Annotated in this window: 17 protein-coding genes; 1 reads left to right on the top strand and 16 read right to left on the bottom strand. The window is 61.5% G+C overall.

Going from position 1 to position 19,683, the window contains the following annotated elements; genetic code table 11:
* Nucleotides 1-139: 139 nt before the first annotated feature.
* The 10 genes from B3H65_RS03565 to yedF form a co-directional block, all read right to left on the bottom strand.
* The gene (locus B3H65_RS03565; RefSeq protein WP_286684158.1) at nt 140-1,582 is read right to left on the bottom strand and encodes a glycoside hydrolase family 32 protein; all 1,443 of its coding nucleotides are present in this window, start codon (nt 1,580-1,582) and stop codon (nt 140-142) included.
* A gap of 101 nt (nt 1,583-1,683) precedes the next feature.
* Nucleotides 1,684-3,135, bottom strand: coding sequence for a PTS transporter subunit EIIC (locus B3H65_RS03560; protein WP_286684157.1), 1,452 nt, complete (start codon nt 3,133-3,135; stop codon nt 1,684-1,686).
* A gap of 45 nt (nt 3,136-3,180) precedes the next feature.
* A complete protein-coding gene (locus B3H65_RS03555) occupies nt 3,181-4,563 on the bottom strand; it encodes a family 43 glycosylhydrolase (RefSeq protein WP_286684156.1) in 1,383 nt (460 codons plus the stop codon).
* 180 nt (nt 4,564-4,743) lie between these two features.
* Complete coding sequence (locus tag B3H65_RS03550) at nt 4,744-5,754, bottom strand: LacI family DNA-binding transcriptional regulator (protein ID WP_286684155.1); 1,011 nt, start codon at nt 5,752-5,754, stop codon at nt 4,744-4,746.
* Between the two features lie 612 nt (nt 5,755-6,366).
* Entirely contained in the window at nt 6,367-7,392 is a 1,026-nt protein-coding gene (locus tag B3H65_RS03545) for an XdhC family protein (protein ID WP_286684154.1), read from the bottom strand.
* A 52-nt stretch (nt 7,393-7,444) separates the two neighbouring features.
* A complete protein-coding gene (selD, locus tag B3H65_RS03540; protein ID WP_286684153.1) occupies nt 7,445-8,530 on the bottom strand; it encodes a selenide, water dikinase SelD in 1,086 nt (361 codons plus the stop codon).
* Between the two features lie 50 nt (nt 8,531-8,580).
* Nucleotides 8,581-9,369, bottom strand: coding sequence for a selenium-dependent molybdenum cofactor biosynthesis protein YqeB (gene yqeB / locus B3H65_RS03535; RefSeq protein WP_286684152.1), 789 nt, complete (start codon nt 9,367-9,369; stop codon nt 8,581-8,583).
* Between the two features lie 19 nt (nt 9,370-9,388).
* On the bottom strand, nt 9,389-9,619 hold the full coding sequence (locus tag B3H65_RS03530; protein WP_286684151.1) for a DUF3343 domain-containing protein: 231 nt from the start codon (nt 9,617-9,619) through the stop codon (nt 9,389-9,391).
* The gene (locus tag B3H65_RS03525; RefSeq protein WP_286684150.1) at nt 9,616-10,776 is read right to left on the bottom strand and encodes an aminotransferase class V-fold PLP-dependent enzyme; all 1,161 of its coding nucleotides are present in this window, start codon (nt 10,774-10,776) and stop codon (nt 9,616-9,618) included. Before B3H65_RS03525 ends, B3H65_RS03530 begins: the two co-directional genes overlap by 4 nt.
* Nucleotides 10,773-11,438, bottom strand: a complete 666-nt coding sequence (gene yedF / locus B3H65_RS03520) for a sulfurtransferase-like selenium metabolism protein YedF (RefSeq protein WP_286684149.1) — start codon at nt 11,436-11,438, stop codon at nt 10,773-10,775. The genes B3H65_RS03525 and yedF overlap by 4 nt, the downstream gene beginning before the upstream one ends.
* A 138-nt stretch (nt 11,439-11,576) precedes the next feature.
* Between yedF and yqeC the strand changes: the two genes are divergently transcribed.
* Nucleotides 11,577-12,278 carry a selenium cofactor biosynthesis protein YqeC gene (gene yqeC, locus B3H65_RS03515; RefSeq protein WP_286684148.1) on the top strand — a complete coding sequence of 234 codons (702 nt, stop codon included), beginning with the start codon at nt 11,577-11,579 and terminating at the stop codon, nt 12,276-12,278.
* A gap of 87 nt (nt 12,279-12,365) precedes the next feature.
* On the opposite strand, the gene hydA is transcribed toward yqeC, so the two are convergent.
* From hydA to dpaL, 6 genes are all read right to left on the bottom strand, one after another.
* A complete protein-coding gene (hydA, locus tag B3H65_RS03510) occupies nt 12,366-13,733 on the bottom strand; it encodes a dihydropyrimidinase (protein ID WP_286684147.1) in 1,368 nt (455 codons plus the stop codon).
* Complete coding sequence (locus B3H65_RS03505) at nt 13,730-14,407, bottom strand: nucleotidyltransferase family protein (protein WP_286684146.1); 678 nt, start codon at nt 14,405-14,407, stop codon at nt 13,730-13,732. The genes hydA and B3H65_RS03505 overlap by 4 nt, the downstream gene beginning before the upstream one ends.
* 116 nt (nt 14,408-14,523) lie before the next feature.
* Nucleotides 14,524-15,468 (bottom strand): carbamate kinase, encoded by a 945-nt coding sequence (arcC, locus tag B3H65_RS03500; protein WP_286684145.1) that lies wholly within the window; start codon nt 15,466-15,468, stop codon nt 14,524-14,526.
* A 12-nt stretch (nt 15,469-15,480) separates the two neighbouring features.
* Nucleotides 15,481-16,683 carry a knotted carbamoyltransferase YgeW gene (gene ygeW / locus B3H65_RS03495; protein ID WP_286684144.1) on the bottom strand — a complete coding sequence of 401 codons (1,203 nt, stop codon included), beginning with the start codon at nt 16,681-16,683 and terminating at the stop codon, nt 15,481-15,483.
* A gap of 147 nt (nt 16,684-16,830) precedes the next feature.
* Complete coding sequence (locus B3H65_RS03490) at nt 16,831-18,234, bottom strand: YgeY family selenium metabolism-linked hydrolase (protein ID WP_286684143.1); 1,404 nt, start codon at nt 18,232-18,234, stop codon at nt 16,831-16,833.
* A 61-nt stretch (nt 18,235-18,295) separates the two neighbouring features.
* Nucleotides 18,296-19,510, bottom strand: a complete 1,215-nt coding sequence (gene dpaL, locus B3H65_RS03485; RefSeq protein ID WP_286684142.1) for a diaminopropionate ammonia-lyase — start codon at nt 19,508-19,510, stop codon at nt 18,296-18,298.
* Between the last annotated feature and the right edge of the window lie 173 nt (nt 19,511-19,683).

The following is a 19,683-nucleotide window of genomic DNA, read 5'->3' as shown; positions in this document are numbered from 1 at the left end:
TCCAAGGGAGAACCCCCGGGATGCATCGCGAAGCGCGCATCCCGGGGGTTCTCCCTTGGAGCCTTTCCCGTCGCAATTAACCCAGGTGCTCGCAGCGGGCATTGGAACACTGAACTTCTTTCCGTCCTCAGGCTATCGCCTATCGCGCAAGACGGTAGAACTCCATCGATGCCACAGCCGCGGATTGTAGCTCCATCGTAGGCACTGCCGGCGAATACGTACGACTCGTAAGCACGACCTCTCCAGTGTTGGCAAAGACCTCAAACAAGGTCGTATCCGACAGGATGCGCAAATCACGGAGCTCGCCAACTTCCACCGACCTCTCATCGCGCCCGTAGCCCTCCTTGCCCATATCGAGAGTGAGCATACCATCCACGTAGCGTAAGAAAACGCCCTTGCGAATCGCAAGCTCAAGCGCCCTAGTCCCTTGGCAGGAAACCACAACGTCAAAAAGGCGACCCGGATTCTCGATATACTCACCAGCATTTACGCGCACAACCTCTCCGCGCAAGCTTTCAAGTTCACATGCGGGCCACTGGCAGAGCTTGCCCTCACGCATGGTCAGCTCGCGTGGCACTGTCAATGCACATTGCCATCCGCGCCCAGCCGTTGGATTCAGAGCTGTCGCATCAGGGCATCCCGCCCAGCCAATCATTAGGCGGCGACCACCGTTGTCCTCGAAGGTCTGCGGAGCATAGAAATCAAAACCCGCATCAACCATCGACGGCTTCCCCTCCTCAACAAGCTCAAAGGTCGAAGCGCTCCAATCGGCCTTGACGCGAAACCAGACGCATTGATGCGGGTTTCGATACCGCCATCCCTCAGCAGGCACGCCTTGCGGACAGCAAACAAGAACAAGTTCGCCGTCCAGCTCAAATAGATCTGGGCATTCCCACATATAGCCAAATTTCTCGCCCAGTTCGATACGCGTTGAATATTGCCAAGCTTCAAGATCGCTTGATGTGTACACGAGGACGCAGCCGCGATCATCTTTAGTTCTAGCACCAAGAACCATATAATAGATGCCATCATGCCCGAGAATCTTGGGGTCGCGCACATGGGTGCTGATATCATCCGGATAGTCTCGTGGACCCACCGCGATACGTTTCTCCCCCAGCTCATATGGATTGTCGATAACCATATGAATCTGATTCTGCTCGCGCCCCGCCAGCACGTAGTCGTAGTCATTGCGATCGAAACGCTTCACATTACCGGTGTAAAAAAGGTGAATTGAGCCGTCATGCATAAACGCAGAGCCCGAATAAGCACCGCTCGAATCTATATCGGAATCAGGGAAGAGTACCGGTCCGCAATTCTCATATGTTGCAAAGTCCTTCGTCACAAGATGATTCCAAAGGGTTGCGCCGCCGTGCGCAGCATCAAACGGGTCGTACTGATGATAGATATGATAGGTATCGCCAACTTGGATAAGACCATTGGGGTCGTTAAGCCATCCTAGCTCGGGCTCAACGTGAAACGCTAGCCTGTCTGGATCTGTCGCGATGCGAGTCACCGTGCCATCCTGCCCCGCGCGCCACAGCTCGTAATCCGCACGCGTCGCCTTTTCTTTCTGATTGAACACCTCACTGACCTCCTTTTGCACGAGAAAGGACGCACAGCCCCACGAGCTGAACGCCCTTTCTCCAAGCGCTTAAATATGCTGGGTTCTTTGAATGACTCAGGCTAGAAGCTGACGTCGAAGCCAGCTCCCGCGCCTTCTTCATCAGTAGTCGGAACACCCTTTGCCTTGTTATAGGCAAAAATCAAAACAATCGGCACGAAGAAGGCGATGAGGTTACCAACCACATACCACACTAGCGTCTCGGGGGTAACAATCAGTAAGCCGAGCACACCGGTCAAACCCTGGCCGATAGCACGGACCTCAAAAAGTTTGACGAAAGCCCCACCACAGCCAGCACCGATGCAAGCGCAGACGAACGGAATGATCGAGTAGCGCATGTTAGCAGCAAAGATAGCGGGTTCAGAAATGCCAACCAATGTCGGGATGAATGAGGACATGCAGATGCTGCGCTCTTTGGAATGCTTCTTATGAATGAGGTACATGCCAATAGCGCCGCCGCCCTGGGCAATAATGGAAACGGACCAGATGGCCTGGATGTAGTTGAAGCCAGTCGTAGCGACGAGATTCGCCTCGATACCCTGAATGAACTGATGGGTACCAGTCACAACAAGTGGCTGAAGGAACGTGGCGAAAATGAATGCACCGAATATCCCCATCCTGTTGTAGAGAACATCGATCACACCAGCGAGTACGTCACCAATAAGGTTACCAAGCGGGCCGAATACGGTGAACAGCGCAACATTGGCAAGAATAAGCGTGACGGTTGGGACAAAGACGAACGAAACAACCTCGGGGATATACTTCTGAGCAAGCTTCTCAATCCTTGCCATAAACCAAGCGGTCAAAATGGCGGGGAATACACCGCCCTGGAAAGCGACCATGGGGATGGAGAGGGGGCCAAAATCCCAGTAGTCAGCACCGGAAGAGTCGAGCACGAACGCGTTGCGATTCATGAGACTCGGATGAACCATAACAATACCGACGAGGATGCCTAGGATTGGATTGCCGCCAAAACGCTTAACCGCGCTGTACATAACAAGTACGGGCAGATAATCGAAGGTGGTAGCGATAATGCCGAAGAAACTCGCGACATTCTTGAGAAACTCGCTATGGTCGGCAAGGCTGCCCTCCATGCCAAAGAGGCCGTTGGCCACAAGGAGCGACTTTAAGCCGATGATGATGGCAGCGCCGACGAAAGCGGGAATGATGGGGATGAAGATATCGGAAAATACCTTGAGAACCGAGAAGACCTTACCCTTCTTGTCAGCCTCGGCACCCTTAGCCTCGGAAGCGCTGATTTCCTTAACGCCCGTTAGAGCCATAAACTCTTCGTAGACCTTGTTGACGGTGCCGGTGCCAAAGATAATCATGAGCTGGCCGCTGTTATAGAGCACGCCCTTGACGCCATCTATATTCTCGAGCTCGGCTTTATTATATTTATTCGTATCCTTGAGCACTAAGCGCAATCGGGTCACGCAATGCGTGGCGCCTTCAATGTTCTCCAGGCCGCCAACGTTATCGACGACTTGCTGGGACACTGCCTTGTAGTCCATGTTTTTCTCCATTCCTTTACAAGGGCATAAGATAACGCGCTGTCGTTACAGAGACGCGATCGTTGCGTTTTCGCACTTGAGCGTTCCGTCGGTGACCGTCAGTGCCACTCCCTGACCCTTCTTGTTGCAGAAGCGCGCGTTGAGCGCGACATCGTCGACAAAGATAGTCGCGATATCGTCGTCAACGACCAGGCGCACATGATGAGTGCCCTCGCCCTTAAAGAACAACGGACGCTCGAGGCCCATGTTGTTGACCTGGAACCACGGATACTGGGGGGCCGCCGCAAACTCGAGCTTGCCCTCGCGCAGGTTGGCGCGGAACTCATAGGCAAGACCGGACTCGGCGTCCTCGGCAAGCTTCACCGAGAAGCCGGCAGCGTCACCGGCGAGCTCGATATCGGCGTCGAGCATATAGGTGGAGCCGGCATCCGCGGCGAGCACCTGCTCGACCTTGCCCGACTCGCAGGAAAGCTCAAGGGCCCCGACTGCCTTAGCCTCGCCAAAGGCGCCAAGCATGCTGTCGGGAAGCTTGGTGCCGAGCGTTCCGTCGGCACGCTGAACGATCTCGAGGGGCATAAAAGTGCCACCCCACAGGTAAGAGCTGGGGTCGCCGCCCTCGTCGCGCGTAGGAACCCAACCAAAGAGAACGCGGCGCTCGCCGTCAAATGCGGTACGTGCGGCATAGTACGCGCGGCCATCGAAGGAATCGTCCGCAGGAGTGATCCAAGGACCGTTGATAGAGCGAGACATGCGGTAACGGGTCTTGTTGCCATCGCTGTACTCGGAGAAGACCAGGTACCACCAGTCGCCCATCTTAAAGAGATCGGGCATCTCGAACATGGTGTACAGACCCGGATTCCACCAGTCGCCCTGGAACTCCCAGGTGCTCAGGTCCTTAGAGGTAAACTTGACCAGACGACCGGTCATCAGATGCTTATCCTCGCCCACACGCGTGCCGAGGATGAGCATGTACTCTTCGTTCTCCTCATCCCAAAGCACAAAGGGATCGCGCCAGTTGCGGTCATCGTAACCCTCCTGGGGCGGAAGCAGCGTCTCGGCGATGTTCTTCTCCCACTTGACGGCGTCGTCGCTCGTTGCGTGAAGAAGAACCTGCTTCATCAAACGTGCGCGGACCTTATCGCGATTGCAACCAGTGTAGAGCGCATGGTACTTGTCGCCCACCTTAAACACCGTGCCGGCATAAATGTACTGGTCGACTTCCTCGTCGCCGCCACGCTCAAGGCTCTCGCCAAAGTCCTTGTAGTTGACGAAATCCTTGGTCGTAGCGAGCGCCCAGCCAAACGGCTCTCCGAAAGGTTCGGGGTTACGCGTGTCACGCTGATGATAGAGATAGAACGTGCCGTCCTCACCGTACGGCATGATGTCGCCTACCCAAATTCCCTCAGGCTGATAATAGACTTTGTGCATCCGGGGCTTCCTTTCCCACTGAAGACTTACTCGGTACGATCGCAAGATATGTCAAGCGTTTTCATATGTCAATCGTTTTCACACTTGAACGTCTTTCAACAGCTCAAGTCATAGGCAAACGGTTGACATATACCGGTGAACGGTAATGGGTAATGCTAAAGAACTAGGGCACCAGTAAGGCTAGGCGGTTTTGCCCTCAATAAGCTCAACGGGGAGTTTTATATTCGACTCGGGCTTTTCACCGTTAATGAGAGCTATGACCGATTGCGCCGCAAGCTCACCTATGCGCTCGATATCTTGCCGTACGGTTGTCAATTCCGGCATAAAGGTCCTCGTACGACGAGCGCCATCCGCGCCAATAACTTTGATGTCCTTCGGCGCACTCAGACCTCGTCGAGCCATGACGTTGAGGCAAATGGCGGCCATCATATCATCTCCGGCAAAGATGCCATCGATATCAGGATTCTCATCAAGAATCTGCGCGACCGCAGTCCCCTTCTCTTCATCAGACTTTACAAACTCAACCTCACGCACAAGAGCGGATAAGCCTGCATCAGCGACTGCATCTAGGTATGCCTCGGAACGCTTGTTACCGGGCATTCTCATGCGACTATTATTACGCAAGCACAGGATGCGAGAGCAGCCGCCATCAATCAGACGTCGCGTGGCAATCTCGCCGATGGCATAGCTATCACTGGCGATTTGGACAGAGCCTTCACCTAAATCACAATCGATGCCAACCAAGCTCAAGCCCATCTCGGCATATGCCTCAGCGCCGATATTAAGCGAATTGACAATGACGCCATCGACCATGTTACGCCTGAGCATGTCGATATAGGAGCGCTCTAGATCAGGACGGCAAGCGCTGTTGCAAAGCAGCATCTTAAAGCCGTTTTCCGCAAGCGTTCGTTCAACAACCTGAACAACTTCACCATGAAACGGGTTGCTAACAAAGGGAACAATCATCCCAACAAGATTCAAGCGGCCGTTAAGCATAGCACGAGCAATATCGTTGGGAGCATAATTGATACGCTTCATCGCCGCTTGAACTTTGTCACGGGTTTCTTGACTAATGTAGCCGCGATTGTTAAGAACGCGAGATACTGTCGTTGGAGAAACCCCGGCGGCAGCGGCAACTTCCTTGATGCCCGGCTTTCCGGCATCCTTCGACCGCGCCGTTCCGCGAACCATAGCGCCCTCCAAATCTACTTGTTATCCGATTTCATGAAAGTAAAGCATACCCTAACTCCAGCAACCAATATAACGAAAGAGCGCTTCTGTTGGGAGAAGGCATACATCAAGCAAGAGCGTTCAAATGAAATGCTAATTGATGGTTTTTATTTAATAAGCCCCTACGCGACACCCACAAGGAAAACTCTGAGCGCTTTCCAAACCAAAAACAACAATGCAGACCAGATTGCACACACCCATAGCTGCGCGGCGACGACCTCATTAATCGCGTTGGAAAGTTGGTGTAAGGGAAATCGATATAAGGACAGCGGGCGCCTAAGAGTCAAATCGGCTACGAAAAGGAATCAAAAAAGCCAACGAACGCAATGAGCGTACTGCCACACCCCTGCCCGCTCCGAAGGCCTCTCCAACATGGGGCCTGCCTGCACTCTGCTCGTGTCCATAGTCAATGAGATGATGGACATGCAGGCCGTCACGCCTGCATGGAATGAGCCAACACGCGCAGGAGACAACGAAAAGCAGAACTCGCAGCCCAAGGGAAGTGTCCCCGGGATGCTCCGCGAAGCGCGCATCCCGGGGACTCTGCATTTGGGGCCTGTCTTGCCTTTTGCTCTACAGCTGGTAATGCCGCCTATGAGCGATCAACTCAGCCGCAATGGAGATAGCGATCTCGTTAGGCGTCTCGGCGCCAATCTTGATGCCGATGGGCATATGGATGCTCGCGATATCCTCGTCCGAATAGCCTTCCTCGGCCAGCTTGCCATGGATAAAGGCGGTCTTTTTCTTGCTGCCCAAACATCCCAGGTAGGCGGGATGGGCGGCAAGGGCCTGGGACACCACGGCAAAGTCGCTACCATGGCCCGCAGTGGACGAGATGACGATGTCGCGCGGACCGATCTTGCAGCTCGCCGCCAAATCGCCGTAGTCGACCAGGCGACGGTCGAGCACGCCGGGCAACAGCTCTTCGGAAAGCATCTCCGCGCGGTTGTCGCAGGAGACCACGGCGAACCCGGCGCCGGCGAGCACGGGCGCCAGGGCGCGGCCGACGTGGCCGCTGCCGAAGATATAGGTGAGGCCCTCCGGGCAGAGCGGCTCGAGGTAGACGGGGGCTCCATCCACATCGGTCACGCCGGCGGCGACGCCCGGCTCGACATCGACAACGGAGAGCGCAGGCGCGCCCACGATGGTCGCAGCGGACTCCGCACCATGGGCCGGAGCGTCCGCGGGACGGACCGACGCGAACGGTGCGAGGTCGATCTCAAGCGCTCCATCGCCACGTTCTACCAGCACTTTTTCAAGCTGCTTAAAAAACTCCAGCTTATCGCTATCAAGATAGAGATAGCACAGGTCAATCATGCCGCCGCACACCATGCCGGTATCGCTTACGCGACCACCCATGGTATAGCTCACCGTGCGCGAGGAGCCGGCGGCGAGCAGCTCCACGGCCTCGCGTATGGCGATGTCCTCCACGGCACCGCCTCCCACCGTACCCGCGATCGAACCAGTGGCATCCACGGCCATCCAGGCGCCGGCGGAGCGCGGGGACGACCCGCGCGTACCCGTGACCACCGCCAACTCGACCGCGCGCCCCTGCTCGAGCGCAGCGATCAGCGCGCTTGCAACTTGAAGCTTCTCCATCGAATATGTTCCTTTCATCACGCCAGGACCGCTCGCGAACAACGCGGCGGGGCTACCAGTGTACGCGAAGGCGCGGGGCGGGACCGACACCATCGGGCGCATCGCCATCATCCCCCGCTCCATCATAGGGAAGGACCCTACCCACCTCTACCGCGACGGGCACGCGCGGATCCGCGGCAAGCTCAGCAAGCATCGCGGGCGCGTCCTCCGCATCCACGCAGATCATGAGACCGCCGGAGGTCTGCGGGTCGAAAAGCAAGTCTGCCACGTCAAGCGGCACGTCAGAAAGGTCGGCTGACGCCTGGGCGTACTCGCGGTTGCGGTATGCCCCCGCGGGCACAATGCCCATGGCGGCGAACTCGCGCGCACGGGGCAAGAACTCGAATGCCGCCGCGTCGACGTCGATGGCAACACCTGCGCCCTGCGCCATCTCCAGCAGGTGCCCCATCACGCCAAAACCGGTGATGTCCGTGCAGGCGTGAACGCGGTAGCGCACCATGATATCGCGCGCGCCGCGGTTGAGGGTGGTCATGATGTCGAGCGCGCGCTGCGCGAGGTCCACGTCCACCAGGTCCGCTTTCATGGCAGACGTGAGCACGCCGATGCCCAGCGGCTTGGTGTATACCAGCACGTCGCCCGGGCGGGCGCCTGCGTTGGTGAGGATGCGGTCCGGATGCACCAGGCCGGTGACCGCCATACCGTACTTGGGCTCGGGGTCGTAGATGCTGTGGCCTCCGCACACGATTGCGCCCGCCTCCGTGGCCTTGGCGCAGCCGCCGCGCAGGATGTCGCGCACGGCGTCAGGATCCATATCCTGCGGTACCGCCATGATGTTCAGCGCCGTCTTGGGCTCGCCGCCCATGGCGTAGATGTCCGAGAGCGCGTTGGTCGCCGCGATGGCACCGAAGGTGAAGGGGTCGTCCGCGATGGGCGGAAAGAAATCGAGCGTCTGCACCATGGCGACGTCCGGGGCCACCTTGTAGACCGCGGCATCGTCCGCGCGATCGAACCCCACCAGCAGGTTGGGGTCGTGCGGCTGCTCGAACCCCTCGAACAGCTTCGCCAGCTGGCCGGCGCCCACCTTGGCACCGCAGCCCGCGCAATCCGCCAGTTTGGTCAGCTTCACATCGCTAGCCATCACATACTCCAATCCGTACGCCAGGCGCATTTCTAGGACAATAAGAGGGGTTAAAAGGGGGACGAGAAGTGCATGATCGCCTCGAGCACGCCTCCGCCCACAGCGGACGCCTTGTCGGACACCGTGTCGCAAAACGCGCGCTCGCCGCGGGGGTCGATGTCGCCCGACTTCATGCCGCGCACCACCCGCACGCCCGGGGCGATGAGCCCGCGCAGCACGCCGTCGATGGTCGCGACCATGGGCTCGCCCGCCACGCGACCGACCACCTCGCCCGCGCTCACCGCGTCCCCGATGGCGCGCACGCACTCAAAGGGACCGTCCGCCGGCGCGCGCAGCACGCGGTCCGCGCCCACGCCCGCGATTACGCCCGGGACCCCGGTGTTAGCGATGGGGCTGCCCTGGTAGATAGCGCGCCCCAAGTAGTGGCCCCGCTTGGTCTCCACCGCGGCGTGGCAGTCGATCCCCGCCGTGAAACCGGGGCCCACGCCCACCACCACAGGCGCCATGTCCATACTGGTCCCCAGGTTGCGCTTGGCCAGAATCGCGTCGACCACGGCATCGGGCGCCAGCGCGCCGATCATCCGTGCGTCCGAATCGACCACCACGGCGACGTCGCCCGCGGCGGCGATCGCGCGCGCGACACGCGCATCGGCGACGAGGCGGGCCGTCACGTCCTCCACGCGCGCCTCGCCCAGACGGATGGCCTCGGAGAACGCGACCGTCCTGCGTATGCAGGTTGGCTCGGCGATATCCGCCATAACCACCTGGCAGCCGGCGCGATGCAGGCGCAGCGCGATGCCGGTGGCGATGTCGCCGGCGCCCCTCACGTAAACAAGCATGGCATCTTCCTCTCAGTCCCTACAGCATAAGGTCCACGTAGCCCGCGTCTATACCCTCATCTTGCATGAGCCGCTCGAACGTCGGGCGCTCGAAGGGTTCCATGCGCCAGGCGAGGCCGCAGTCCGCGTTGATCTGCACAGGCAGCGGAATCAAGCGTCCGGCGACCCCGCGCTCGGTGCACGCGCGCTCCGCATGGATGGCGTCATGCGTGCTGTGAAACGTCGCCACGCAGCACGGTCGCGCCCTCATCGCGAATTCCCCGCATCGTCCGAATTTTCTGCCGCCAGCTCGGACAACGCCGCCAGCGCCACGTCGACTTCTTCTTGCGTGGTGTAGTAGCCAAAGGAGAAGCGCACCGACCCCGCGCCCTGGGTGCCCAGCGCGCGATGCATCAGCGGCGCGCAGTGAAGTCCCGCGCGGGTGGCGATGTCGTAGCGCCAGGCCAGGGCGTCTGCCAGCGCGGAGGATTCGCAGCCCGCCAGGTTGAGCGCGACGGTCGCCACGTGGTCGCAGGCATTGCTACCGTACACCGTGATGCCCGGAATCCGCGCCAAGCCCGCCACAAAATGCGCGCGCAGCGCGGCCAGGCGCTTATGGATGGCGTCGACCCCCTGCGCGCGGATAAAGCTCGCACTCTGCGTAAGGCCGGCCAGGCCATGGCCGTTCAGCGTGCCCGCCTCCAGGTGCTCGGGCCACGCGATGGGCTGGTCCTTCTGGTCGGAGAACACGCCCGTGCCGCCGAAGAGGAGCGGCTCGATATCGATCCGCGGGTTGGCGATCAACCCGCCCGTGCCCGTGGGACCCATCAGCGCCTTGTGACCGGTGAAGCACAGCACGTCCGCGCCCACGGCCTCCATGTTCACGGGATAGGCGCCCGCGGTCTGCGAGGCGTCCACCAGTAGCAGCGCGCCGGCTGCATGGGCGATGCGGGCGACGCGCTCGATATCCACCACGTCGCCCGTAAGGTTGGACGCATGCGTGCAGCACACCAGCCGCGCGCCCTCGACAACACGTTCTAGCTGCTCATAGTCAAGTAGCCCGTCATCGTCCAGACCAACGATCGCACGGTCGATGCCGCGCTGGCGCTCCAGCGCGTAGAGAGGACGAAGAACGGAGTTGTGCTCCATAACGGTGGTGACGACGCGGTCGCCGGCTCGCACCAAACCGAAGATGGCGGTGTTGAGCGCTTGGGTAGCGTTAGCGGCGAAGATCACGCGGTCAGGATGGGACGATCCCAGAAGCGCGGCCATCTCAACGCGACAGCCGTACGCGCCGCGCGCAGCCATGAGATCACGGGTGGAGGTGCCGCGCGACGAGCTGCCCAAGCTGGTGAGCGCCTGCGACACGGCCTGCGCCACGCACGGCGGACGCATGAGCGAAGTGGCGGCGCAGTTGAGGTAGATCACAGCGAGACAACCCCTCCGGACAGCAGGATCTGCGAGATGGCATACAGGTTGGTGATGCCGCCCACGGCGAGCTTGTCCTTAAGGCCGTGGAAATCCAGGCAGGTGCCGCAGGTGAGGATCTCACAGCCGCGAGCCTCGAGCTCGCGCAGGTCGTCGATGGAGGGAGAGCCCTCGCAGGTGACCTTGGCCCCGTCGTTGAAGAACACCATCTTGGCGGGCGGAACGTCGGCGTTGGCGAAGGCGTAGATGATGCCCTTGAGCAGGATGCGTCCCAGCTCTTTGTCGCCGCGCCCCATGACATCGTCGCCCACCGCGACCACCACGGGCGCGCCGTTGGCCACGGTTGCCAACGGGCTGGACTGCGTTGCGGGCAGGTCGCAGACGGCCTCAAACGCGGAGGCGCCTTCACCGGCAGAAGCGGAGTCCTCGGCAGGCGCCTCTCCCCCGGCGATGCGCACGGACCACTCGCCCGCGCCTTCCACAACCTCTACGGCGCGACCGCGGGACGCCGCCAGGCGCTTGAGATTCTCGACCGCGACCATCTCGTTGGCAAGCACCTCGAGCTCCTGGTCCGCCTGGCCCTGAGCGGCAAGCTGGTCCAGGGCCTTGGTGGCCAAGATCACGGGTTGCGGACAGGATTTGTTCCTTGCATCGATCTGCATGATGATTCTCCTTTCGCGGCCGCGCTACGGCGGTCGCAGACGTGCTACGGTGTTGGCATGGGCGCCCCCGCGCCAACGTCATGCCAATGTACCCATCGAAATATCCGCTCTTGCATCAAGCGAATTAGGTGATATGCCATGCTCCATACCATACCGCTAGATCAGCTGCTGGCGCCGCGCCGCGGCGTGATATCGGTCATCGGCAGCGGCGGCAAATCAACGCTGCTCGCATGCGGCGGACGGGCGCTGGCAGATGCAGGAAGGCGCGTGGTACTCGCGACCTCGACCCATATGTTCGTCCCCCAAGATATCCCGCTCGCAAGCAGTGAGTTGGAACTTGAAGCCATGCTCGCCAAGTGCAACCTAGTGTGCGTGGGCGAGGTGGAGCAGCGCACCGGCAAGCTCATCGCATCGGCGATCCCCTTCTCGCGGCTCGCGGACATGGCGGATTACGTGCTAGTAGAGGCAGACGGCTCGCACCGCCTGCCGCTGAAGGCCCACGCCCCCCATGAGCCGGTGATCCCCGCCGCGAACGCCCGCACCATCCTCGTAGTCGGCGCCGGCGCCTTTGGCGAGACGGTTGAGACGGCGGTGCATCGACCGGAGATCTTCTGCCGTCTCACGGGCTGCTCGCCCCAGGATGCGGCGACACCGGAGCTGGTGGCGCGGGCCGTGGCTGCAGAAGGTCTGGTGGACGAGGACGACCTGGTGATTCTCAACCAGGTAGACCATATGGACCGGCCTAGCAGCCTGGATGCGTACCATGATTTCGCGCGCACCCTGGGCCGGGAGGTTCTGGCCGGAAGCATACGGTCCGGCGCCCTCGTCCACCTTGGCTAACGGCCTTGCTCGCTAGCCCCCCCGATCACGCGCTGGTCGGCTGGTAGCGACCGCGCGCGACAGCGGGGGCGGGCGATGGCGACGCCGCTAGCGCGCCACGTAGCGACCGGGCTTGGAGCCCACGGGCTCGCCGTCGCGAACCGCGAGCTCGCCGTTGACAAAGACCCACGCCGCACGACCGGTGACGTCCATGCCCTCATAGGGCGTATAGTCCACCGCCTGGTGCTGGCCGGCGGCCGTAATGGTCCAAGCGACGCGCGGATCCCAAACGCAGATATCCGCGTCAGCGCCCTCCGCCAGACGCCCCTTGCGCGGCCATAGGCCAAAGACCTTGGCAGGGCCCTCGCTGAGCAGGCGGCACAGGCCCGCAGGACCCAACTGGCCACCCAGCGCCGTCGCCATCACGACGGGACGGTGCTCGATGCCGGGCCCACCGTTGGGTATGCGGGTAAAGTCATCGCGCACGCGGTCTTTCTGCCCATGCAGGTTAAACGAACAATGGTCCGTAGCGATGCTGTCGACTTCGCCGTCAAGCACTGCCTCGCACAGCGCGCGGGCATTCTCCGCGGAGCGCAGCGGCGGACTCATGACGTACTTGGCGCCCGTAAAGCCGTCCTCGCCCTCTTCCAGATATCGCGTCTCGTCCATAACCAGATACTGAGGGCAGGTCTCCACGAAGATATTCTTCTGGCCGCGGGCACGGGCGGCGCGGACCGCCTCAAGCCCCAGCTTGGTTGACAGGTGCACCACGTTGACCGGTGCGTCGCCCGCTAGGTGCGCCAGGTAGAGCAAACGGCTCACGGCCTCGGCCTCCACCACGGGCGGGCGAGAAAGGGCGTGTCCCTCCGGTCCGGTAATGCCGCGCGCAAGGGTGCGCCGCTGCAATTCGTTAACAAGGTCGCCGTTCTCGCAGTGCACGCACAACACGCCGCCCAGGGGCTTCAGCGCCTCGAGGACCTCAAGGGTCTGCGCATCGTTCAGGCGAAGGTGGTCATAGGCGAAATAAGTCTTGAAGCTGGTGATGCCCGCCTCGCGCATAGCGGGAAGCTCCGCGCGCGTCGCATCGCTCCAATCCGCGATTGCCATATGGAACGCATAGTTGGCGGTACAGGTGCCATCCGCGCGGGAATGCCACTCGCGCAGGGCCTCGTCCAGCGTCATACCGCGGTCCTGTGTGGCATAGTCAACGATAGTGGTGGTGCCGCCGCACGCCGCCGCACGCGTTCCGGTCTCAAACGTATCCGCGGTCCAGTCCATACCGGTCCAGCACTGCAGGTGCGTATGGGCGTCGATAAAGCCCGGGAATACCCAGCAGCCCGCGGCATCGACCACCTGGTCGCCTTGCCCGGGCTCGATATTCGCGGCGATTTTCGCGATGCGGTCGCCCTCCAGCGCGACGTCTGCGCGGCGAAGGCCTTCGGGCTGCACGCAGGTTCCGCCCTTGATGATAATCATGAGGCACGTCCCTCCTTGGATTCACGTTCCAATACAACGGCGCCGGACAGCTGGGCGCGGGCGACATCCAAATCGTCTGGCACATCTATGTCCAGAAGCTCGGCCCTGCTCACGGCCTCGACGATCTTTACGGGTAGCCCCTCCCTGCGCAAGACCGCGGAACCGCCGTCGGCGCCCTCGAGCTTCATCAAATCGGAAAAGCAGCGCGCGGGAAACAGAACGGGGCTTCCGGGATGTCCTTTCCATCCCAAGCGGTAGACGTACTGGGGCTCGCGCCAAAAAGCCTCGGCCAAGCGCTCGAAGCTCTCGCGCGACACCAAGGGCTGATCGCCAGGCAAAAACAGGCAGCCCCGCCATTCCCTGCCAAGGCCCTCGCCAAGGCCGGCCCGCACGGAATCGCTTCGCTGCGGGCCGTGATGCAGAGCGAAGCGCGCCCCGTGCTGCGCCGCGACCATGGCGGCCGTCGGCCAGCGCGTCGACACCACCACGTCGTAGCAAGGCGGCACGGAATCTATAGTCGTCCCCAAGACGGTAGAGGCGCCCAGGGCCTCGAACAGCTTGTTGGACGGCTCGTCGCCGCCGGCAACCCCCAGGGCGGCGGCGAAACGCGACCCCGTCCCCGACGCCATGATGACGCAGCCCAAACGCCCCTTCGCTTCCCGTTGGTCTTCCACAGTGCCCCCCTCGGACCGTCCTCGTCCAATAACCTCGTCCAAAACGCACGCGCCATAACGCCCAAAAAGCGGAGCGCCCGCACACGGCAGCCGCCCCGCTTTCTAGAATACGTTAGTTATGCGCCAAGAATGGCGGTACCGGTCTTGCCGGCAATACCGTCAGCCGCCTTCTCAAGCAGCGTGATCAGCGCGCGACGACCGGGCTTGCTCTGCGCGAAGGCGCAGGCGGCCTGCACCTTGGGCAACATGGAGCCCGCGCCAAACTCGCCGGCGTCGGCAAGCTCGGTAGCCTCCTGGGGCGTCAGCGTATCGAGCCAACGCTCGTGATCGGTACCAAAGCCCACGGCCACCTTCTCGACCGCGGTAAGGATGACCAGCTCGTCGGCATCCAGTTGCTCGGCGAGCTTCTCGGCGGCGAAGTCCTTGTCGATGACCGCCGCGGCGCCCTTGAGGCGGTTGTGCTCGGTGGGCGTGACGGGAATGCCGCCACCACCGCAGCAGACAACCACGTGGTCGTTGGCGACCAGGGTCTGGATGGTATCGAGTTCGACGATCGAAACGGGCTTGGGGCTCGCGACAACGCGGCGATAGCCCTTCTTCTCGTCATGCATGAACTCGTAGCCGCGCGTAGCCTTGAGCTCATCGGCCTCGACCACGTTCATGAACGGGCCGATGGGCTTGGCGGGATTCTGGAACGCGGGATCGTCCGGGTCGACCTCGATCTGGGTGAGGACGGTGGACACGCCCTTCTCGACACCGCGGTTGAGAAGCTCCTCGCGCAGGGCGTTCTGTAGGTCGTAGCCAATGTAGCCCTGGCTCATGGCACCGCAGACGGACAGCGGCACCGGAACGTACTTCTCAGGATCGCTACGGGTGAGCTCAGCCATGGCGTTGGCGATCATGCCCACCTGCGGGCCGTTTCCGTGGACGATGACGACCTCGTTGCCGGCGACGATGAGGTCCGCGATCGCTGCTGCGGTGCCGCGGACGGCCTCCATCTGCTCGGGGAGGTTCGAACCCAGGGCGTTACCGCCAAGGGCGACAACAATGCGCTTGCTCATGCCAACCGGTCCTTACTGCTGGTTCCAACGGGGAGTGGCGGCAGCTTCGAGGGCGCGCAGGGTCTCGACCGGGTTCTTGACCTTCTGCAGGAACATCATAGCGGCGATGGCGTAGGGCTTGTAGCTGGCCTCCTTGTACATGCCGATGCGATGATCCTCGAAGACGTCGGCCATGACCTCGCCGTTCTCGCAGGAGACGCCGGAGATGTCGGCGGGCAGCGGGTGCATGAAGATGGTGTCCTGGCCGTTAGCGGTGGTAGCCATGAGCTCGCGAGTGGAGACCCAGTCCTTATGGGTGGCGTTCTGGGCGAGCAGCTCCTTCTCGAGGGCAGCAATACCGGCGTCGTCGCCAGCGGCGTACAGCTTGGTGCGCTGCTCCATGGCGGCAAACGGAGCCCAAGACTTGGGGATGACGATGTCAGCGCCCTCGAAGGCCTCGGCCATGGTGTTGACCTGCTTGAAGGTGGCGCCGGACTCGGCAGCGTAGGCCTTCGCCTTCTCGACGACCTCAGGCATCAGATCGTAGCCCTCGGGGTGCGCCAGGGTGACGTCCATGCCAAAGCGGGGCAGAAGCGAGATCAGCGACTGCGGGCAGGACAGCGGCTTGCCGTAGGAAGGAGAGTATGCCCAGGTAACGGCAACCTTCTTGCCCTTGAGATTCTCAAGGCCGCCGAACTCCTCGATGAGGTAGAGCATGTCGGCAGAGGACTGCGTGGGGTGGTCGGAGTCGGACTGCAGGGAGATCAGCGTGGGACGGTGGTCGAGAACGCCGTCGGCGTAGGCCTGCTGGACGGACTCGGAGACCTCGGCCATATAGGCGTCGCCGGCACCGATGTACATGTCGTCGCGGATACCGATGACGTCGGCCATGAAGGAGATCATGGTAGCGGTCTCGCGAACGGTCTCGCCGTGGGCGATCTGGGACTTCTTCTCGTCCAGATCCTGGAGCTCGAGACCGAGCAGGTTGGAACCCTTGGAGAAGGAGAAGCGGGTACGGGTGGAGTTGTCGCGGAACAGCGAGACGGCCAGACCGGAGTCGAAGATACGGCTGGAGATGTTGCGCTCGCGCAGGTTGCGGATGGCGGCAGCAGTCTCGTAGAGAGCCTTCAACTCATCGGTGGTCCTGTCCCAGGTGTGCAGGAAGTCGCTGTTGTACATACCGGAGTAGTCGAGGCCGGACAGGGACTCGAGGATCTCGTTGAAATTCTTGGCCATTGTGGTTCTCCTTATCAAAGAATCAGGATTGACGCGCGATCGGTCGAGGGCGCGGAAAGGCTTCAAGCCAAAGGCCGCCGCATGCCAGGCATTGGGAAGAGAGAGTGGGGCATACGGCAGCCTGTGGTCACAAGATGGGAAGGGATACTACTTGATGTCGTTATCGGTAGCGCCGGCACGGAAGACCGTGACGTCACCGGTAGCGAGGGAGTCGTCATAGAGGTTGACGGCCGCGGTGTACATAGCGGCTGCGGTCACCAGGTCCTGCTTGTAGGTAACCTCGTTGGGCGCATGGGCCTGGCTCTCAGCGCCCGGGCCGAAGCCGACGCAGGGGATGCCGTAGCGACCCTGGATGGAGACGCAGTTGGTGGAGAAGGTCCACTTGTCGATCAGCGGGCGATGGCGCTTGTCCATGGACTGCTCGCAACCGATGCGCTCCTCGCCGAACAGGCCGTGGTGAGCGTCGGCGAGCGCCTGCACGTGGGCGGCGTTCTCGGCGTTGATCCACGTGGGGAAGTAGGACTCGGTCTCATAAACCTCGCCGGTCCAGCTGGGACGGTCGTACATGTACATGGAGACCTCGACGTCCTCGCCGTACTTCTTGCAAGCGGGGAGGTTGCGGATCTCGTCCAGGCAGGAGTCCCAGGTCTCGCCGGCGGTCATGCGGCGGTCGATGGAGATCGCGCAGGAGTCGGCGACGGCGCAGCGGGACGGGCTGGTGTAGAAAATCTGGGAAACGGTGCAGGTGCCGCGGCCCAGGAAGCGAGCGTCCTCGTAGTGCTCGGGGTTGTACTTGGGGTCGAGCATCTTGACCAGGCCCTTGATGTCGGTGGACTCGTCGCAGCCGTTGTTGTTGAGGGCGCGGACGTCGGCGATGATGTCGGCCATCTTGTAGATAGCGTTGTCACCGCGGTCCGGCGCGGAACCATGGCAGGAGACGCCGTGGACGTCGACGCGAATCTCCATGCGGCCGCGGTGTCCGCGATAGATGCCGCCGTCGGTGGGCTCGGTGGAGATGACGAACGCGATCTTCTCGCGAGCCTCCTCGACGCTGGAGAAGTACTTGTTGCAGATGTACTGCCAGCACATGCCGTCGCAGTCCTCTTCCTGGACGGAGCCGACGACCATGATCTTGTAGCCCTCGGGGATGAGGTTCAGGTCCTTCATCATCTTGGCAGCGTAGGTAGCGGAAGCCATGCCGCCCTCCTGGTCGGAGCCGCCGCGGCCGTAGATGACCTCGTCGTCCTCATAGCCCTCATAGGGGTCGTGAGTCCAGTTCTCGATGTTGCCGATGCCCACGGTATCGATATGCGAGTCGATGGCGATGATCTTGTCGCCCTCGCCCATCCAACCGATAACGTTGCCCAGGCCGTCGACCTCGACCTTGTCGAAGCCAAGCTTCTCCATCTCAGCCTTGATGCAGGCGACGACCTCGCCCTCCTCGCAGCTCTCGGACGGATGGCTGATCATAGCGCGCAGAAACGCGGTCATGTCCTTGCCATAATCCTGCGCCGCCTTCTTGATGCCCTCGAAATCCAGTTCCTTAGCCATTTCTATCTGTCCCTTCTCTCTAGAAGCTGAAACACTGTCGATCGCCTGCCGACTAACGGTGCTACTCGGCCGGATATGCGCCGTCCCAAACGACCTTGCGGTAGTGCTCGGGATCGGTATCGCCCTCGGTGGAGAACATGAGGACGTTGCTGGTCTTGTCCAGCCCGATCAGGTCGCGCAGCTCGGCATAGGAATCATCCGTCATGAGCGTGGAGATGAGGCCCGCGCCCACGGCTCCCGACTCGCCGGAGATGACGCGGGGATCGCCCTTCTCGGGTGCTCCCAGGATTCGCATGCCGCGCGCGGCGACCCAATCGGGGCAGGCCACAAAAGCGGTGACGTGGTTGCGCAGGATGTCCCAACCAAGCGTGTTGGGCTCGCCGCAGCACAGGCCGGCCATGATGGTGGGCATGTCGCCGGTCACGATGCGGGGCTCGCCATCTGCCGCGACGGCGCCCTTGTACAGGCACGCGGCGTTGGTCGCCTCCATAACCACGAACGTGGGGGGATTATCCGGATACAGGTTGGCGAAGTAGCCTACCACGGCGCCCGCCAGCGAACCGACGCCGGCCTGGACGAACACGTGGGTGGGACGGTTGATGGCGGCCTCGCGGAGCTGCTCCGCGGCCTCGGACGCCATGGTACCGTAGCCCTCCATGATCCAGCTGGGGATCTTCTCATAGCCTTCCCAGGCGGTATCCTGAACGATGACGCCGCGCTCGCAGGCATCGGCCTCGGCGGCCGCCATACGGACGCACTCGTCGTAGTTGACCTCTTCGATGGTCACGGTAGCGCCCTCGGCGGCGATGTTGTCGAAGCGGGGCTTGGTGGAACCCTTGGGCATGTGCACAACGGCCTTCTGGCCCAGGCGCTTGGCAGCCCATGCGACGCCGCGGCCGTGGTTGCCATCCGTAGCGGTAAAGAAGGTCGCCTGGCCAAAGTCGCGAGCGAGCTCATCGCTGGTGAGGTAGTCGTAAGTCATGTCGGCAACGTCGCGGCCGGTCTCGTCCGCGATGTAGCTCGCCATGGCGAAGGAGCCGCCCAGGACCTTGAACGCATTCAGGCCGAAGCGATAGCTCTCGTCCTTGACGCACAGGCTGTTGAGGCCCAGGCGGGCGGCCAGATTGTCCAGGCGGGCGAGCGGGGTCACCGTGTACTGCGGAAAGCTCTTGTGGAAGGCGCGGGCCTTCGCGACGTTCTCCAGCGACATGATGCCGAGATGGGCGTCGTCGCTCTTCTCCATGTGGTTGTCCGACCATTGAATCCTGTCAGCCATGCTTCTCTCCTAAGCTCTTCGCTGCCCGACGTTCAAATCTTTCATCTGGATACCAAACAATTTGTTTGTTAATAAGGTTTTATCACATACAAGAGATTATGTACAGACTTTTTGTTTGGTTTCATAATCGGTCGTTTTTTGGCGTTCAACGGTAGTTTTTGCATGTCACGACT

It is taken from the genome of Collinsella sp. UBA1693, assembly GCF_002320115.1.
Taxonomy (GTDB): domain Bacteria; phylum Actinomycetota; class Coriobacteriia; order Coriobacteriales; family Coriobacteriaceae; genus Collinsella; species Collinsella tanakaei.
This window is presented reverse-complemented; position numbering and strand designations above follow the sequence as displayed.

Bases quoted from the DNA above. Each gene is read 5' to 3' on its own strand.
- yqeB (WP_286684152.1), bottom strand. From the start codon at position 9,369: ATGCTTGTTTACGTGAGGGGCGCCGGCGACATCGCCACCGGCATCGCG.
- B3H65_RS03550 (WP_286684155.1), bottom strand. From the start codon at position 5,754: ATGGTTCGCGGAACGGCGCGGTCGAAGGATGCCGGAAAGCCGGGCATC.
- B3H65_RS03545 (WP_286684154.1), bottom strand. From the start codon at position 7,392: ATGGAGAAGCTTCAAGTTGCAAGCGCGCTGATCGCTGCGCTCGAGCAG.
- yedF (WP_286684149.1), bottom strand. From the start codon at position 11,438: ATGCAGATCGATGCAAGGAACAAATCCTGTCCGCAACCCGTGATCTTG.
- selD (WP_286684153.1), bottom strand. From the start codon at position 8,530: ATGGCTAGCGATGTGAAGCTGACCAAACTGGCGGATTGCGCGGGCTGC.
- B3H65_RS03530 (WP_286684151.1), bottom strand. From the start codon at position 9,619: ATGAGGGCGCGACCGTGCTGCGTGGCGACGTTTCACAGCACGCATGAC.
- B3H65_RS03490 (WP_286684143.1), bottom strand. From the start codon at position 18,234: ATGGCTAAGGAACTGGATTTCGAGGGCATCAAGAAGGCGGCGCAGGAT.
- B3H65_RS03560 (WP_286684157.1), bottom strand. From the start codon at position 3,135: ATGGACTACAAGGCAGTGTCCCAGCAAGTCGTCGATAACGTTGGCGGC.
- yqeC (WP_286684148.1), top strand. From the start codon at position 11,577: ATGCTCCATACCATACCGCTAGATCAGCTGCTGGCGCCGCGCCGCGGC.
- arcC (WP_286684145.1), bottom strand. From the start codon at position 15,468: ATGAGCAAGCGCATTGTTGTCGCCCTTGGCGGTAACGCCCTGGGTTCG.
- hydA (WP_286684147.1), bottom strand. From the start codon at position 13,733: ATGATTATCATCAAGGGCGGAACCTGCGTGCAGCCCGAAGGCCTTCGC.
- B3H65_RS03555 (WP_286684156.1), bottom strand. From the start codon at position 4,563: ATGCACAAAGTCTATTATCAGCCTGAGGGAATTTGGGTAGGCGACATC.
- ygeW (WP_286684144.1), bottom strand. From the start codon at position 16,683: ATGGCCAAGAATTTCAACGAGATCCTCGAGTCCCTGTCCGGCCTCGAC.
- dpaL (WP_286684142.1), bottom strand. From the start codon at position 19,510: ATGGCTGACAGGATTCAATGGTCGGACAACCACATGGAGAAGAGCGAC.